Source organism: Pseudoalteromonas rubra, from assembly GCF_005887115.1.
Classification (GTDB): Bacteria; Pseudomonadota; Gammaproteobacteria; order Enterobacterales; family Alteromonadaceae; genus Pseudoalteromonas; species Pseudoalteromonas rubra_F.
In genome coordinates this window covers 203,852-219,412 of sequence record NZ_PNCJ01000005.1, presented here as the reverse complement: position 1 = coordinate 219,412, position 15,561 = coordinate 203,852, and the positions used below count along the sequence as shown (strand labels likewise).

At 45.0% G+C, this 15,561-nt stretch carries 11 protein-coding genes; 6 read left to right on the top strand and 5 right to left on the bottom strand.

The features are described from left to right. Window position 1 precedes the first annotated feature (1 nt). Complete coding sequence (locus CWB98_RS01880; RefSeq protein WP_138543285.1) at window positions 2-1,168, top strand: anhydro-N-acetylmuramic acid kinase; 1,167 nt, start codon at window positions 2-4, stop codon at window positions 1,166-1,168. On the opposite strand, the gene CWB98_RS01875 is transcribed toward CWB98_RS01880, so the two are convergent. Together CWB98_RS01875 and CWB98_RS01870 are read right to left on the bottom strand one after the other, a co-directional pair. Continuing rightward, window positions 1,133-1,657 carry a hypothetical protein gene (locus tag CWB98_RS01875; protein WP_138543284.1) on the bottom strand — a complete coding sequence of 175 codons (525 nt, stop codon included), beginning with the start codon at window positions 1,655-1,657 and terminating at the stop codon, window positions 1,133-1,135. The two genes, CWB98_RS01880 and CWB98_RS01875, sit on opposite strands and share 36 nt — an antisense overlap. Before the next feature lie 125 nt (window positions 1,658-1,782). Further along, a complete protein-coding gene (locus CWB98_RS01870) occupies window positions 1,783-2,922 on the bottom strand; it encodes a Na/Pi symporter (RefSeq protein ID WP_138543283.1) in 1,140 nt (379 codons plus the stop codon). A 333-nt stretch (window positions 2,923-3,255) separates the two neighbouring features. Between CWB98_RS01870 and CWB98_RS01865 the strand changes: the two genes are divergently transcribed. The 3 genes from CWB98_RS01865 to CWB98_RS01855 all read left to right on the top strand — a co-directional run bounded on the left by CWB98_RS01865 (window position 3,256) and on the right by CWB98_RS01855 (window position 7,683). After that, on the top strand, window positions 3,256-5,220 hold the full coding sequence (locus CWB98_RS01865) for a sensor histidine kinase (RefSeq protein WP_138543282.1): 1,965 nt from the start codon (window positions 3,256-3,258) through the stop codon (window positions 5,218-5,220). Window positions 5,221-5,287: 67 nt separating this feature from the next. Beyond that, window positions 5,288-7,090, top strand: coding sequence for a DUF885 domain-containing protein (locus tag CWB98_RS01860; protein ID WP_138543281.1), 1,803 nt, complete (start codon window positions 5,288-5,290; stop codon window positions 7,088-7,090). 86 nt (window positions 7,091-7,176) lie between these two features. Beyond that, complete coding sequence (locus CWB98_RS01855; RefSeq protein ID WP_138543280.1) at window positions 7,177-7,683, top strand: YcgN family cysteine cluster protein; 507 nt, start codon at window positions 7,177-7,179, stop codon at window positions 7,681-7,683. Window positions 7,684-7,695: 12 nt separating this feature from the next. Here the strand turns inward: CWB98_RS01855 and CWB98_RS01850 are convergent, their stop codons facing one another. The 3 genes from CWB98_RS01850 to CWB98_RS01840 all read right to left on the bottom strand — a co-directional run bounded on the left by CWB98_RS01850 (window position 7,696) and on the right by CWB98_RS01840 (window position 11,362). Further along, window positions 7,696-8,781, bottom strand: a complete 1,086-nt coding sequence (locus CWB98_RS01850; protein ID WP_138543279.1) for an MBL fold metallo-hydrolase — start codon at window positions 8,779-8,781, stop codon at window positions 7,696-7,698. A gap of 440 nt (window positions 8,782-9,221) precedes the next feature. Beyond that, window positions 9,222-10,172, bottom strand: coding sequence for a carbohydrate kinase family protein (locus CWB98_RS01845; protein ID WP_138543278.1), 951 nt, complete (start codon window positions 10,170-10,172; stop codon window positions 9,222-9,224). Continuing rightward, window positions 10,169-11,362, bottom strand: a complete 1,194-nt coding sequence (locus tag CWB98_RS01840) for an AGE family epimerase/isomerase (protein WP_171045560.1) — start codon at window positions 11,360-11,362, stop codon at window positions 10,169-10,171. The genes CWB98_RS01845 and CWB98_RS01840 overlap by 4 nt, the downstream gene beginning before the upstream one ends. Window positions 11,363-11,532: 170 nt before the next feature. Between CWB98_RS01840 and fucP the strand changes: the two genes are divergently transcribed. Beyond that, entirely contained in the window at window positions 11,533-12,807 is a 1,275-nt protein-coding gene (gene fucP / locus CWB98_RS01835; protein WP_138543277.1) for an L-fucose:H+ symporter permease, read from the top strand. Window positions 12,808-13,002: 195 nt separating this feature from the next. After that, window positions 13,003-15,354, top strand: a complete 2,352-nt coding sequence (locus tag CWB98_RS01830) for a GH92 family glycosyl hydrolase (protein ID WP_138543276.1) — start codon at window positions 13,003-13,005, stop codon at window positions 15,352-15,354. Window positions 15,355-15,561: the final 207 nt, after the last annotated feature.

The window sequence follows — 15,561 nt, the reverse complement described above, 5'->3', positions numbered from 1 at the left end:
AATGGGTATTAAGCAAATAAATCAACTGAGTGCCATTGCGAACAAGCCCTCTCGTATAATTTTGGGTTTGATGAGTGGCACCTCATTAGACGGACTCGATCTGGCCTTGTGTCAGGTGAGTGGGGCAGGCACAAAGACGCGTTGTGAGTTACTCAAATTTACAACCGCGCCTTACGATAGTGAGTTCAAAGAAAAAGTGCGTAAGGTCTTTGCTCAAGACACTGTGGACTTTGAATATCTAACGCTACTGAATCCATGGATTGGCTCCTATCATGCGAAAATCATTAATCAAACATTGACCCATTGGCAGTTAAAATCGCAAGATATAGACTTGATAGCGAGCCATGGGCAAACTGTTTACCATTGTCCGCATCATCAGCATTCACACGCGGAATTTGGAAACGGCACTTTACAACTCGGCGACGGTGATCACGTTGCGACTCACACTCAGATCATTACCATTTCGGATTTCAGACAAAAGCACATTGCCAAAGGTGGTGAAGGTGCGCCCCTTGCTCAATACGGTGACTTTTTATTATATCAAAACTCAGACGTACACCGAATCTTGTTGAATTTAGGCGGCATAGCAAATTTCACTGTGCTAAAAGCGGGGGGAAAAATAGATGACATTCAGTGTACTGACATTGGCCCCGGCAACACTCTGATGGATGCATACTGTCAGCAGTATTTCAATGTACCCTATGATGAGGCTGGTGCGTTTGCTGCTCAGGGGATTGTTTCGGACGAGCTTCTGGGTTTGCTTAAGTCTGTTCCTTTTTTTCATTACGCTCTGCCGAAAACAACTGGACCTGAAGTATTCAGTTTGATGATGCTTGAAGACAAGCTGATGCGCCTTAGCATTGTTCCGTCTCATTACGATGTATTGGCAACATTGAACGAGTTAACTGCCTGGTGTGTTCTTGAACAGATCAACCGTTTGGGGTTACATGGGCCCGCAGAGTTATTGTTAAGTGGCGGAGGTGCGCACAATACCCTGCTGATATCAAAGTTAAAATCCCGTTTATCTGAGCAGTTTGACGTCACCAAACTATCGAGTGATGGAGTAGGAGTAGATTCCAAAGAAGCAGCACTATTTGCGGTCCTGGCAAATGAATGCGTAGCGGGAAATGGACTATTTTCTTTCGGTAAGATAAGCCTGCCGGGATGAACCAAACAAGCTGTTGAACTCGGTACGGATGTATTTTGCAACCGTGTGTAAAACGCCAGATGTTGAACCAGCTGACGCCACGTTTGATTTGTACTGCGTATCTGGACCGCGAACCTCACGAGGCAAATAAGCCATGTAGTCCATACTGTTTTTAACGCGTTCTTTGTGGCCCAGTAAACTCAACTGTAAGTTGTATGAGCCGCATTTACCTGCACCGCTAAGGCGTAACTCTACTGAACCTTTGATAATATCATGCTCTTGTAATCGCAGCTGACCTACAAAATCGACACTGCGGTTATCCTGGTGGTTAGCAGTTGCCCGGATCTGGTTTTCAACTATGGCGTCCTTAGGGAGCTGACAGGAAACAATAAGCTCGTCTTGTTCAATGTAAAACTCAAGCTGATCAAACGGTGAGCCATGCTCAAGAAAAAACAGTTGCTGTGCCTGGTCCTTTATATCAAAAGTCAAAGACCGTTTACGTGTATTCATGATTTTGCCGAAAAATTAAACTGAGCGAATTATGCAGGTTTAATATGTCAAAATTATTAAAAAGGGCTCTTAGCTGAGCCCTTTTTTACCATATTCTGACGTGTTGTGACGTCAGATTTATCTCATCACTTGATGGCTAGCATCAATAGACCTGGCAGGACGAAGAAAGAGCCCAGCACGTAACCAAATGCCGCTGATTTATTACGAGTACCAATTTGAGCTAGCTTTTCAGCAAGTTGCAGTGGGATTTCGCGTAGTAGCGGAAGACCGTATATCAGACCAACTGCGAATACGTTAAACATAACGTGTACCAGGGCAATTGTCAGTGCGACTTCAGCGTTAGGGCCCGTGATTGAGGTAGCTGCAAGTAGCGCAGTGATAGTCGTACCGATGTTAGCACCCAGTGTGAAAGGATAAATCTGACGCGTGTTGAACACGCCGCTACCTGCAAGAGGGATCATCAAACTAGTTGTGGTTGAAGAAGACTGAACCATGACAGTCACCACTGCACCTGAACTGATACCAGCTACAGGGCCACGACCAATTGCACTGTGCAATAGTTCTTTCGCGCGGCCAACCAACGCTTTCTTAAGCAGTTTACCAAGGGTTGTAACCGCGAACAGGATCATGGCAATACCAACGATAACCATAGCGACACCCACAGCTTTACCATCCAGGAAGCTGACCGCATCTTTTACCAATCCTACAGCTGGTTTCACAAGCGGCTTGATGAAATTGTAGCTCTTAAGAGACAGATCAGCATCGCCTACGAACAGGTGAGACAGCGCTGCAGAGAATTTCTCCAGCAAGCCAAACATAATCTCTAGCGGCAGGAAAATAGCCACTGCAAACAGGTTGAAGAAGTCATGAACCGTAGAAGCGGCGAAAGCACGCTGGAATTCTTCTTTATCACGGATATGACCAATCGATACTAAGGTATTGGTAATAGTAGTACCAATGTTTGCACCCATAATCATCGGAATGGCGATACCCAAGGGCAGGCCACCAGCCACAAGGCCGACAATAACTGATGTAACTGTAGATGAAGATTGAACGAGAGCGGTTGCAAATGCACCCAGCATTAATGCGACAAATGGGTTAGTTGCAAATGCGAAAATTTCTTTTGCGCCTTCCGTGCCGCCTGAAGCCAGCTTGAAACCGCCGCTGACTGTACCAACAGCAACTAATACGAGGTAGACCAGTAAAGCAATAGCAGTCCAGTTTAAGATCTTTGCAAAAAGAGAGGTTTGATTTTGTTCACTCATGATTTTACTCAGTTATGTCTTGCCATGTTATGTGGCATTTTAATGACGTTTTTATTTCAGGGCGGATTAAAACAAAGTTATATGACAGAAATATTTCAATGCGATTGTCATTTAACCAGGTATTCAAAGATTAAACGACAAGTTTGGCATTTGGGCCATGAAGGAATTGTGGAAGTTTTTTTAAGTTTCTAATAAATAGTACTATTTTGTAATTCGCAACAGTGTTACATTGGTTTACATACATGAAGTGCGAGAAATTTATTTCGTCCGTAATCCACATTTCCTACACGATTTAGACCTATGATAGTTACAAATGGTTACCGAGTCTTGTTCATGCGTTTTATCTTATTGCTTTTAATGGGGTATTTTTTGTTCGCTGGTAAAGCTGTCAGCGCGAATCAACAGCAAAGTACCCTGCTAGGGGACAGTACAACGCAGCGCTCGCTGAATGATGCCGTTTTTTTCTTTGACTATGACAATCAAATTAACAAAGCTGAAGATGTTCACAGGCATTCAGAGCAGTTTTTACCTTTAGATAGAATAGAGAAACGACCCCAGCACGCACTTTATTCAAAATGGGTGAGATTGACGTTCGACAATAGAAGTAAAAACACTGACTGGGTACTATCGTTTGGGTTTGCAAGACTGCCTAAACTCGCAGTATATCAGCTCGATGAGGATACGCTTCGGCTGGTGCACAGGCAGGATGCGCACGCGAGTTTTAATCAGCGTCCTATTCAGGACCCTCAAATGTACCTGCCCCTAAACATTAAATCTGGCAAAAGTGAATTTCTGATTGAGTACCAGACTTTTGCAAATGCGCCCGCCAATTTACGTTTGCATTCTCATGCAAATTACCTGTCGACCTCACAGCTTAGCATCCTAACAAACGCCAGCCTGGCTGGGGTGGTTGCAGCCATTTTACTTATTGTCATTGTAAACCTGGCTTTTAACCGCAATACAACAAATGTCTTCTATGCTCTGTGGACCTTACTTTTCTTACTTATTGTCATAGATATGGCCGGGTTTTCTTTCCAGTACTTCTGGCCTAATCATGGCTTCTTCAGTGGTCAGTTTTCAATCGCACTGATGGCGATAGTGCCGATATTTCATTTATTATTCGTTCGCGGTTTCTTGCAGCTTAAGCACTATCATCCAACACTTAACTCTGTCTATGTCGCAGCAACCTGGCTTTACATTGTTTTGGTTCCTACCGCGTTGTATCTGGAAAGCGTTTATTACAACTTACTGGCCAGTACTTTCGTGATCCCGCTGTTCGTCTATACCTGTATATGGAGTTTCAGGCAGCGGGGACCGGGTATGAGAACCTTTACTTATAGTCTGATCAACCACCTGGTGTTTCTAAACCTGTTAACCATAGTGGGTGCAAGCTACGGCAATCTTATTGATGTTTTTGATATCACGTCATTTATCAAGATAGGTTACCTCATTGAAGTACTCTTGTTTACCGTTGCACTGGCATTACAGCATAAGTCACTTCAAGGCCAGCTGGTTAAGCACTTAGAGCAACAGGTGAACGCACTCAATCGCACTGTGGATAGCGAACGCCAGGTGGTAAACGACCAGGTTAATCAGCTTAAGGCTAAAGAAGAACGGCTATTTACTGACTTATCTCATGAATTGCGTACACCGCTTACCGTCATGAAGATTCAGGTAGAGTCTTTACAGTGCAACATTGTTGACAACGTTGAAGACTCCTATGCCAAGTTGATGGCTAAAATTGATGAATTACATAAATTCATAGATCAGCTGATGTTGGTAACCGGCGATAAAGAAGTTGCTAATATTTTGAAAAAAGAAGAGGTTAAAGTCGCACATTTTATGAATGAAACCTTCCAAACATGCATGACCTATGTCGATCCAAAGAAGGCCAGGCTCGAAATCATCAATCGCCTGGACCCACATTTTTCGATGCAGTTTGACAAACGGTCTATTGGCAATGCGATTTTGGAAGTGGTGAAAAATGCACTCAAATATGGGGGGGACGGCGTCGACATCAAAATGAGTGCGCTGGTGATTGAGCGGCACTTAGTTTTGCGAATAGAAGATTCCGGTATGCCGTTGTCATACGATGCCCACCGACAATTGTTCCAACCGTTGTTTAGAGAAGAAGCGTCGCGAAGTTCACTCAGTGGCGGTAAAGGAATGGGACTGGCTGTATGCAAGAAAATAATAGAGTGTCACGGCGGAAAAATTGACTCACACAATAGTCTGCTGGGTGGACTGTGTATCGAAATTATCCTGCCAACATCTGAAGTTGATCTGGCATTGGCATAGAAAACAGTTGTAATCTGTTTGATGTCTGTCAGACTGCCTCGGATTATTTAAGAGTAAGGTTACAGACATGATAAGAAAAACAATGATCGCGCTCGTTGTTGGTTTAACAATGACTGGATGTGAAATGACTTCCACAAACGTTCACACCCAACAGGCAAGCGCAGAAAAGGCAGACGCAAACGCACAAATGATGGAACTTGCAGAGGCCTACTTTAATGAGAGCGTTACATTAAGCCCACTGTCAGCAACCTTCTTTGGCATGTCCGAATATAATGATAAATTTGAATCACCACTGGGCTACAAAAGCCGTCAAAAACTGCATGCCTTTACCGCTAAATACCTTGGCATGCTCGATAAAATTGATAGCGCAAGACTTTCCGGGCAGGCGAAGCTGTCTTTTGACATTCTTCAATACGAATTGACACAACAACAAGCTGCGGAGCGGTTCGATGGTCATTTTCTGCCAATCGATCAAATGTATGGCGCACATCACGTATTCGCCTCACTAGGCTCAGGGGAAAGTGCCCAGCCTTTCGAAACGGTAGAAGATTATGGTAATTTTCTTAAACGCGCCGATGGATTTGTGGTTTGGCTGAAATCCGCTCAGGCGATGATGTCTAAGGGCATTGAACATCAGGTAGTTTTACCAAAGTCTATCACGGTTAAAGTTATCCCCCAATTTAAAACACATGTGGTTGAGCAAGCAGAGGACTCTATTTTCTGGGGGCCTGTAAAAAATTTGCCAGAATCTTTTACGGAACAAGAGAAACACCAGATAACTCAGTCTTACAAAAACTACATCGAACGTACCTTGGTCCCCGCTTATAGTGATATGGTGCAGTTCCTTGAAACTAAGTATTTACCAGCATCCAGAGAGACTGTTGGATACAGTGCTCTGCCTAATGGACAAGCCTGGTACCAGCATTACATAAAAGAAAACACGACGCTGGACATGAGTGCAGAAGAGATCCATGGGCTTGGCCTGAGTGAAGTAAAGCGTATTCGCGATGAGATGGACAGGGTAAAGGAAACCGTTGGGTTTAAGGGGGATCTGCAGCAATTCTTCCAACACTTACGTGATAGTGACGAATTTTACTTTTCGTCAGAAGCTGAACTGATTAAAGCTTACGAAGAAGTAAAAAAGAAAATTGACGCGCGTGTGCCCTTACTATTTGATATTCAACCAAAGGCTGATTACGTAGTAAAGCCCGTAGAGGCATTTCGAGCTGCTTCGGCAGCCGGCGCATCGTATGAGAGTCCTGCACCGGATGGATCTCGCCCGGGCGTGTTCTATATCAACAGTCATAACCTAAAGGCACAACCAAAATTCATTGTTGAAACCTTGTCGATACATGAAGCTGCGCCTGGTCACCATTTTCAACTGGCATTGCAACAGGAAATAGAAGATCTGCCAAAGTTCAGAAAGTTTGGCGGTTCAACGGTGTTTGTTGAAGGTTGGGCCCTGTATGCTGAGAGCCTGGGTAAAGAACTTGGTTTGTTTACCGACCCTTATCAATGGTATGGGCGGCTGGCGGATGAACAACTGAGAGCGATGCGTCTGGTTGTTGATACAGGACTGCATGCCAAAGGCTGGAGTCGTGAGCAGGCGATAGAGTTTATGTTGAATAACTCATCAATGGCGAAAAGTGATGTGGAAGCTGAAGTAGAGCGTTATATTGCGTGGCCGGGTCAGGCTGTATCATATAAAGTTGGCCAGTTTAAAATCCGCCAACTACGCGAATATGCTGAACAGGCCTTGGGTGAACGATTTGATATTCGTGCTTTCCACAACCAGGTGTTAATTGACGGCGCCGTACCTATGCCTGTATTACAGGATAAAATTGAGCACTGGGTAAAATCTCAGCAGTAGTACCCTAGGGTTTAAGGCCAGTTTTGCGCTGGTCTTATTCTTTTAGTACAATCTGCGGCCCTTTAGTTTGTGGTAAGTGCGAAGTTATGAGTACAACTCCTTTTTGGATCGAAAAATCACTGGAAGAAATGAACCAGCAGGAGTGGGAAGCCATTTGTGATGGCTGCGCAAAGTGCTGTTTGCATTCCTTTATAGATTCTGACGAAGAAGAGGACGAACAATTTAGTAGCACAGATGTGCTTCGGGAAGGGGAAGAGCTTCTGTATACCGATGTTGTATGTCAATACAGTGATCAACAGACTTGCGTATGTACTCGCTACACAGAAAGACAAACATTAGTTCCTTCATGTGTCCAACTAACCAAAGACAATCTGAAAGACATTTTCTTCATGCCTCAGTCATGCAGTTATCGCAGGTTACATGAAGGTCGTGGCCTTGCTAGTTGGCACCCTCTGCATCATGGCGGTTCGAAACAGGCTATGCATAATGCAGGGATCAGTATTTTGGGCAAAGCGATTAATGAAAACGACGTGGACCTAGAGCATGATTTTGAGGACCACATCGTTACTTGGCCTGAGCTGGATGTCGACTAGACAAGTGCGCATTTAAAAGCTGACACTTTCTCCTTCGTTGAGAATATAGAGTGGTCGTTGTGGTGCAATTGTCTGCTTGACATGTAATAGCCTGAATAAGGCTGAGTGAGATGTCAGATCACCCATTTTCCAGCTCATGTTACCGTATCCCCAAGGCACTACCTGTTTACAGTTTAGGTCGTCAGCGGCTGCGAGCATATCCTCCGGCGTTAAATGTACATTTCGGTACCACTTAGCATATTCTTCATGGTGATAAGAGGCGATTGGTAATAGGCAAACGTCTATGTCGCCGTAACGTTGCTGTATGTCGCGAAAGTGTGGGGAGTAACCTGTATCACCTGCGTAAAACAACGTTTTTCCTTCAAATTCAAAAAGCCAGCCTCCCCAAAGTGTGGCGTCGTTGTCTTCTGTGATGTAAGGCACGATGATTCTGCTACTAAAGTGGTGTGCCGGCACGAAGTGAACAGTAAGCCCTTGGTTTTGCGCACTCGCATACCAGGCCATTTCCTGAATTTTGTAACCGCCATCTGAAAAATAGTCAGCAAATCCCAGCGGTGTATAATAAGTTGGTTTGGTCCCCAGCGTGTCGATGTCTGATTTATTGAAGTGATCATAATGTATATGGGAATAAACAACGGTGCTTAGCTGTGTCAGCTCAGGCTCTGAAGGCCAGTCTGGCTCAGTTCGGTAAAAGCCACCTGTCAGCTTGAATCCTACATCTATGGGCCAGTCAAATTGTTCGCTTACCGGGTCAACTAATACTTGCTGGCCATCGGGCATGGTAAGTAGAAAGCTAGCGTGACCCAGCCATTTTACGTTAAAACCGAGTTGAGACGATATATCCGGACGCTCGCCTATGTACTGACATTGCTCCATGTCTTCCTGGCACTGAATAAGAGGAGTATCCGGGTAACACGTTTCTTCACAGGTATAGGGGTATGTTTCGGGTTGCTTGTAGAGGTTCGCAAATCGGTCAGTGTACCCCTCTGAAGTCTTATATTTAACAACGGTTTGATCAGACTGCTCCACAGCTACCTTATTGGCAGTACATGCACTAAGAAAAATAGTAAATGGAAAGAGTAGGTAGGTTTTGCTCATATTTTGGTTCTTTTTTAGTTCTTCTAATATGTTAGGCTATGTATAGTACAAGTGCTGGGCATAATATCAAACACTCAGATGTAAACAGGTATGTAGTTGACTGAGTGTCGTTTTCAGAGGTGTGTAGTGGATAGAGTAGCGCCAGAGACCTGGTATGCAGTGGGCTTTTTTTTCTCTCTTATTTTAGGGCCATTTATTATTGGCCTGTGTACTATGAAACTTTATCGGTTTTATCGTCCCAAGAATATACCTGAGTCTGATAAGAGCTCAGTGTCAGTTGTATCCCAGATAAGTGCACAGAGAGATGGCTTTTTTAAAATATATCTGCTCGGTCTGGTACTGTGCTCACCCGGGTTTTACTACATTTATATGCGCTATTTGGTACACATTTAATGCTCAGGCGTGTAAAGGCACATCCTTGTACCTTCTCTCACAAAGTCTTATTCAACATCTTCAAAACTGGGTAATGAATCAAATGCGCCGTAGCGTGTGACGGCATAGGCGCCACAGCGACTGGCATAAGAGATGGCACTGCTCACCGCAGATTGGCTTGTCAAAAACGCATCAATGCTTTGCTCATTTTGAGCACGAATAATCGCGGCCAGTAGTCCACCAACGAATGCATCTCCTGCGGCGGTGGTATCAACAGCATTTACGTCTGGGACATTAATGGTGTTGTGATAAGACTGACCATAAAAGTGAATGGGGTTTTTCCCGTCGGTGACGATTAGTAACTTCACATTAGCCGCTATGATGGCTTCAATAGTGTGGGACAGTGAGTGAGCCGAATGGCTTTGTTGGTTGAGGAATAACAGCTCTTCATGGGAGAGTTTAACGATATCTGAGAGTGAAATAACGTGCCAGATGCGTTTAATACAGTGGTTCAGTGACGTCCACAGGTTTTCTCTCAAATTCATATCGAAGCTGGTGTGCATGCCGTGCTCTCGAGCTTGAGTTAACGCATAAGTTGTTGTTTTATAGATACTGTTTTCGGTCAGGCTGTTGCTACAGACGTGTAACAGCGAATGGGCATCAAACATTGCCTCGGCAAAATCTTCGGCTTTAAATAACAAGTCTGCGGCGGGCGGGCGGTAGAAACTAAAGCTTCGCTCCCCCGTGTCGTCTAACGAAACAAACGCCAACGCGGTTTTTGCTTTGTCCGTCATTTTTACGTAATCACAGTTGACATTGTATTGCGCTAAAGCGCTTTTGATAAAATGACCAAACATGTCGTCGCCAACCATACCACAAAAGCTTGCATCGACGCCTTGACGTGCAGCAGCGACCGCTACATTTGCGGGGGCGCCACCAGCATATTTCGTAAAAGATTCAGGCTCTTTGCCATCTGAAAGGAAATCTATCAGGGCTTCGCCAAAACACACCAGACTCATTGTGCCTCCTGTCTGAGTTGTTGGGCTCTGAGTACTTCGTAGCAGGCACCCATTGTATGGTAATCGGTTTTACCGGCCGGGCTTTTTTCATTGCTGTAAGCTTGATTTTTACAGTCCAGGATCCGATACCAGGCGCCGTGTTCATGATCAATCATGTGCTCCCAGCAATACTGCCATATTTTGTCATACCACTGCCAGTAACGAGTTTCGCCCGTTGCATCGGCAAGTAGGGCCGCCGCTGCGAAACTTTCTGCTTGTACCCAGAAATATTTATCAGCGTCACAAATGTTGCCATCCGGCGCAAAACCATAGAATATCCCGCCATTTTCTCCATCCCAGGCGATGTCCAACGCCTTGTCAAATAAAGACCGAGCGCGCTCCAGCATCCAGTCTTGTGGGTTATGGCGATAGAGGATCAGGAGCAACTTACTCCATTCGGTTTGGTGCCCGGGCTGAAAGCCCCATGGACGAAAAAGATGTTTAGGGTTATCCAGATTATACTGCCAGTTAATTTGCCAGTCGGTTGTGTAGTGCTCCCAGATCATACCGTCAGCCAATTCAGCCTGCTGAACCGTTATCGTAAAAGCAAGTGAACGGGCACGCTCCAGAAACTTGTTATCAGATGTTGCTTCAAAGCACATTAATAATGCTTCACACATGTGCATATTGGCGTTTTGGCCTCGATAAGGATCAGCACAGCTAAAATCGCCGTCATACTCATCTAAATAAAGTTGAAATTCAGGCTGATAGTATTTTTCTTCCAGCAATGTCCAGACGGATTCTATGGTCGCCGCAGCCGATGCGATACCCGCTTTGAGCGCGACGGCATTGGCCAGCAAAACAAATGCGAGCCCATAGCAGTGGTTCGTGTCGTCTTCAATCTGATTTTTACTCAGTACCCAGGCGTATCCGCCGTTTGCTTGTCTGTGTGAACGCTCCAGAAAGTCCAGCCCGTGTTTTACTTGTGTCAGATAGTCGGGACTGGGCGTCTGCAAATAAGCCATGGCATAGTTAAAAACAAAACGTGTACTTGAAACTAGATGGCGTACATGCGCATTGTAAACCGTGCCGTCATCCAGAAAATGGTGAAAGAACCCGCCTTGAGGGTCTATGCATCTGGGGTGATAGAACGCCATTGTTCGTTCAATATGTTTACGTAGAAAGTGATCGCTTCTAAAGTTTATTGACATAACCTTTCCAGTCTGTGGTTATTCCGCCAGAGTAAATTGACTCGGCATTGCTTGCTTTTGAACTCACTTTAGCACTATCAAAAATAAATTGGAACGGTCCAATAAAACATTTGTGATTTTTCTGTAACAGTGTGTAGAATCTCTAAATCCTTTAACACGGAGTATTCCAAGTGAGTGAAATCAACACTAACCAAAGTTATGTTGCCAGTGGAGATGCAAAAAACAACAACTATTTGTTGCCATTGACAGCAATGACGACCCTGTTTTTCTTGTGGGGATTTATTACTGTATTAAACGACGTGCTTATTCCGCGTCTCAAAGCAGTGTTCGACCTGAGCTATACCGAAGCAATGCTTGTCCAATTTTGTTTCTTCAGTGCCTATTTTATCGTGTCTTTACCTGCTGGAGCGTTTTTGAAGCGCTTTGGTTATAAAAATGGCGTATTGACGGGTCTTGTGGTCGCAGCCGGCGGATGTTTGTTGTTTTACCCGGCCGTAGTGGTCCATGAATACTGGCTTTTCTTGACGGCGTTGTTTGTGCTGGCGTCAGGTATTACTGTATTGCAAGTATCTGCAAACCCGTACGTGGCAGCCCTGGGGCCAGAAAAAACGGCCTCAAGTCGACTAAATCTGGCACAGGCGCTTAACTCATTGGGTACTACAGTAGGCCCAGCAGTTGGCGGTATGTTATTGTTTGGCGCAGGTGCCAGTATGGCAACGGATGCAGCCAGTGCTGACTCGGTTAAAGTACCTTATCTGATGCTCGCTGGTGCACTACTACTCATCGCGGCTGTATTTGCTTTTCTAAAACTACCTACCATTGAAGCGCACACTGAAGAGGGTGACTGTAAGGCTCGCGGCCACAAGCTGACTGAAGCACCGCACCTGGTGATGGGGGTTGTAGCCATTTTTTGCTACGTCGGCGCTGAAGTGGCAATTGGTAGCTTTTTGGTAAATTACTTTGCAGAGCCTTCAATTGCAGGTATGGAAGAGCATACCGCAGCGAAATACATCTCCTACTACTGGGGTGGCGCTATGGTAGGGCGGTTCATTGGCTCGGCCGCACTTCAGAAGGTTGCACCTTCAAAAGCCCTGATGTTTAATGCAATTGCAATTATTGCACTGTTACTGCTAACTATGTCTACCGATGGTAAGCTGGCCATGTTTGCGGTGCTAGCCGTAGGTCTGTTTAACTCAATTATGTTCCCGACTATCTTTTCCATCGCCATCGAAGGTCTGGGATCTTTGACCAGTAAAGGGTCAGGCTGGTTATGTCTGGCTATTGTTGGTGGCGCGCTAGTTCCTCTGGTGCAGGGTTTTGTAGCAGATAATGCAGGGATCCAGATTAGCTTCATTGTACCTATGGTGTGCTACATTTTTATCGCCTGGTATGGCCTGAATGTCGTGTCGCTTTATAAGCAGTGGCAGCAAAAAGTCGAGAATTAAAATTTATCACGTCAAGCCGGCCCCAGAGCCGGCTTTGTTACTATAGCGTTAGCCATTTCTTTTACCTCTTCTCATAGCTCAATAAACCAGTCTATATTTCTTGCCTTGTTTCTATTGAATACGTATTCATATGCGGTGTAAGATAGTTGTTATTGGAACGGTCCAAATAATAACAATTTAAAATAGGAGAGGTGCATGCTTCGCATCATATCAGCAGCCACCGTGGCTGCCTTGATATCTGTCTCATCGTCAGGGGTGGCGCAGGAGTCTAATACGCAGTGGGTAGATCCATTTATTGGTACTGGCGGAGACGGTCACACGTTTCCCGGCGCGGTTGTGCCTTTTGGCATGGTACAACTCAGCCCGGATACAGATAATCCAATGCGAGGCGTGTCACCGCAGCCTGAAATATACAAGCGCTGCGCCGGATATCATTACGACGACACCACGATAGTCGGTTTCTCTCATACTCATTTTTCAGGCACCGGTCATTCAGACTTAGGGGATCTGCTGGTTATGCCGATCAGTGGAGAGGTAAAAACTAGCCCCGGTACTGCAGAAAACCCGGATTCAGGGTATCGTTCACGGTTTTCTCATCAGCAGGAATGGGCAGAAGCGGGTTACTATGGGGTAGAGTTACAAGATTACAACATAAAGGCTGAGCTCACCGCGAGTCCCAGAGTTGGTATGCATCAGTACACCTTCAAAAACGGCGGCCAGGGCCATGTTTTGTTTGATCTGACCAGTGCTATATACAACTTCGAGAACAAGGTTATCTGGAGTGATATTCGTAAAATCAATGATACTACATTGGTTGCTTATCGAGCCACCAATGGCTGGGCGCGTAACCGTCAAATGTACTTTGCGATAGAGTTCTCTCAACCTATAGACAATTACCGTTTTATCAATGAAGACAACATGCGTTATCGTTGTATGGGATGCCTGGGAAAAGAAAAACACTCTACGATTGAAAATAAAGCGGTGAAAATGACCGCTGGGAAAGCGGTCAAATTCGTTGCAAGCTTCGATGACGTCGAAAACAAACCGTTAAAGATTAAAGTGGCGCTTTCAGCGGTTAGTCGCAGCAATGCACTCGAAAACCTCAAAACCGAGATCCCTCACTGGGACTTCAACAAGGTTCGCGAAGACGCAAACGCTCAATGGGCCAGCTATCTGGACAAGGTTGATGTTGAGGGCACCCGCTCCGAAAAGCGTCAATTTTATACCGCGCTCTACCATGCGTTACAGGCGCCAAGCTTATATCAGGACGTCAATGGACAATATCGCGGCGTAGACGGCGAAATTCATGATGGTAAAGGGTTTGAGCATTATACTTTGTACTCGCTTTGGGATACCTACCGAGCGTTACACCCGCTGTTGACCTATATCGACCCAGACAGAGTGTCAGGCATGATACAGTCTATGCTGGTTCACTATCAGCAAAGCTATGAAAAAATGCTGCCTATCTGGTCATTCCATGCACATGAGACCTGGACCATGATCGGTTATCATGCGGTATCCGTTATCGCCGATGCATATCTTAAAGGGATCCGGGGCTATGATGTAGAGCTGGCTGTAGAAGCCATTATAAATACCGCCAACAACCCAGTTTATGACGCCATTCCTGAGTACAAGAAGTTTGGTTATGTGCCTATGGATGTATTGCCAGAATCCGTGTCTATTACACTGGAATATGCCTATGACGATTTTGCGATTGCCAGAATGTTTGAAGCGATGGGCAAAAGCGAGCAGGCGAAACAATATTATGCACGCGCCATGAGCTATAATAATGTATTCGATCCTCAAAGTGGTTTTATGCGCGGGCGTGACAGCCAGGGTCGTTGGGATCCTGAGTTTAACCCTTTTAAAGCTAAATATATGGGGCCTTTTACAGAAGGAAACGCCATGCAGTACAGTTTTTATGTGCCTCAGGATGTAGCCGGGCTCATTGATTTGATGGGAGGAGATGACGCCTTTACGAAGCGACTTGATGATTTATTTGATACGCCTTTGTCTCAAGAAATGATTAAAGAACATGAAGACATTGCAGGACTGATTGGTAATTATGCTCATGGTAATGAACCAAGCCATCATATCGCCTACTTATATAATTACGCAGGTAAACCCTGGAAGACCCAGGAACGAATTCGTCAGATCATGGATACTCTGAGCTCGGATAAGCCTGACGGACTTGCTGGTAATGATGATGTTGGTCAGATGTCTGCCTGGTATATTTTCTCTGCAATGGGCTTTTATCCCGTAGCACCTGGCGATCTGGCTTACGCAATTGGCGCACCTCAAACGCCAAAAGTCACACTTAAACTGTCAAACGGTAAGCAGTTTACGACTACTGCTGTGGGGCTCAGCGAAACACATAAATACATTCAGTCGGTGACTTTAAACGGTAAAGCTCTGGATCGTAGTTACCTGACACACGATGACATCATGGCTGGTGGTGAGCTTAAATATGTGATGAGCGATAAACCAAATAAAAATTGGGGTAAAGGCCTGACGGCAAGACCGCCAGCTTTATCTGAATATAAGTAGACTCGTATGTCGACCAGATGATCACATAACAAGCCCGGATGAGTTGAATCAGGATGCAGGTAAAAACTGTGCCGGATGAAATAAAGACAAGTTTGTGATGATCATTGTAAGTAATAAAAAAGGTGGGATTTGTCCCGCCTTTTTTCATTTTCAATCGTGAAGCCTGAACAATAACTAATCAGTTGAAAAATAAATCGTGAAAACAAG

What these genes read in the sequence shown, in the direction of transcription:
- CWB98_RS01830 (WP_138543276.1), top strand. Translation starts at nt 13,003, where the DNA reads ATGCTTCGCATCATATCAGCAGCCACCGTGGCTGCCTTGATATCTGTC.
- CWB98_RS01875 (WP_138543284.1), bottom strand. Translation starts at nt 1,657, where the DNA reads ATGAATACACGTAAACGGTCTTTGACTTTTGATATAAAGGACCAGGCA.
- CWB98_RS01855 (WP_138543280.1), top strand. Translation starts at nt 7,177, where the DNA reads ATGAGTACAACTCCTTTTTGGATCGAAAAATCACTGGAAGAAATGAAC.
- CWB98_RS01840 (WP_171045560.1), bottom strand. Translation starts at nt 11,362, where the DNA reads ATGTCAATAAACTTTAGAAGCGATCACTTTCTACGTAAACATATTGAA.
- CWB98_RS01880 (WP_138543285.1), top strand. Translation starts at nt 2, where the DNA reads ATGGGTATTAAGCAAATAAATCAACTGAGTGCCATTGCGAACAAGCCC.
- CWB98_RS01850 (WP_138543279.1), bottom strand. Translation starts at nt 8,781, where the DNA reads ATGAGCAAAACCTACCTACTCTTTCCATTTACTATTTTTCTTAGTGCA.
- CWB98_RS01845 (WP_138543278.1), bottom strand. Translation starts at nt 10,172, where the DNA reads ATGAGTCTGGTGTGTTTTGGCGAAGCCCTGATAGATTTCCTTTCAGAT.
- CWB98_RS01865 (WP_138543282.1), top strand. Translation starts at nt 3,256, where the DNA reads ATGCGTTTTATCTTATTGCTTTTAATGGGGTATTTTTTGTTCGCTGGT.
- CWB98_RS01860 (WP_138543281.1), top strand. Translation starts at nt 5,288, where the DNA reads ATGATAAGAAAAACAATGATCGCGCTCGTTGTTGGTTTAACAATGACT.
- CWB98_RS01870 (WP_138543283.1), bottom strand. Translation starts at nt 2,922, where the DNA reads ATGAGTGAACAAAATCAAACCTCTCTTTTTGCAAAGATCTTAAACTGG.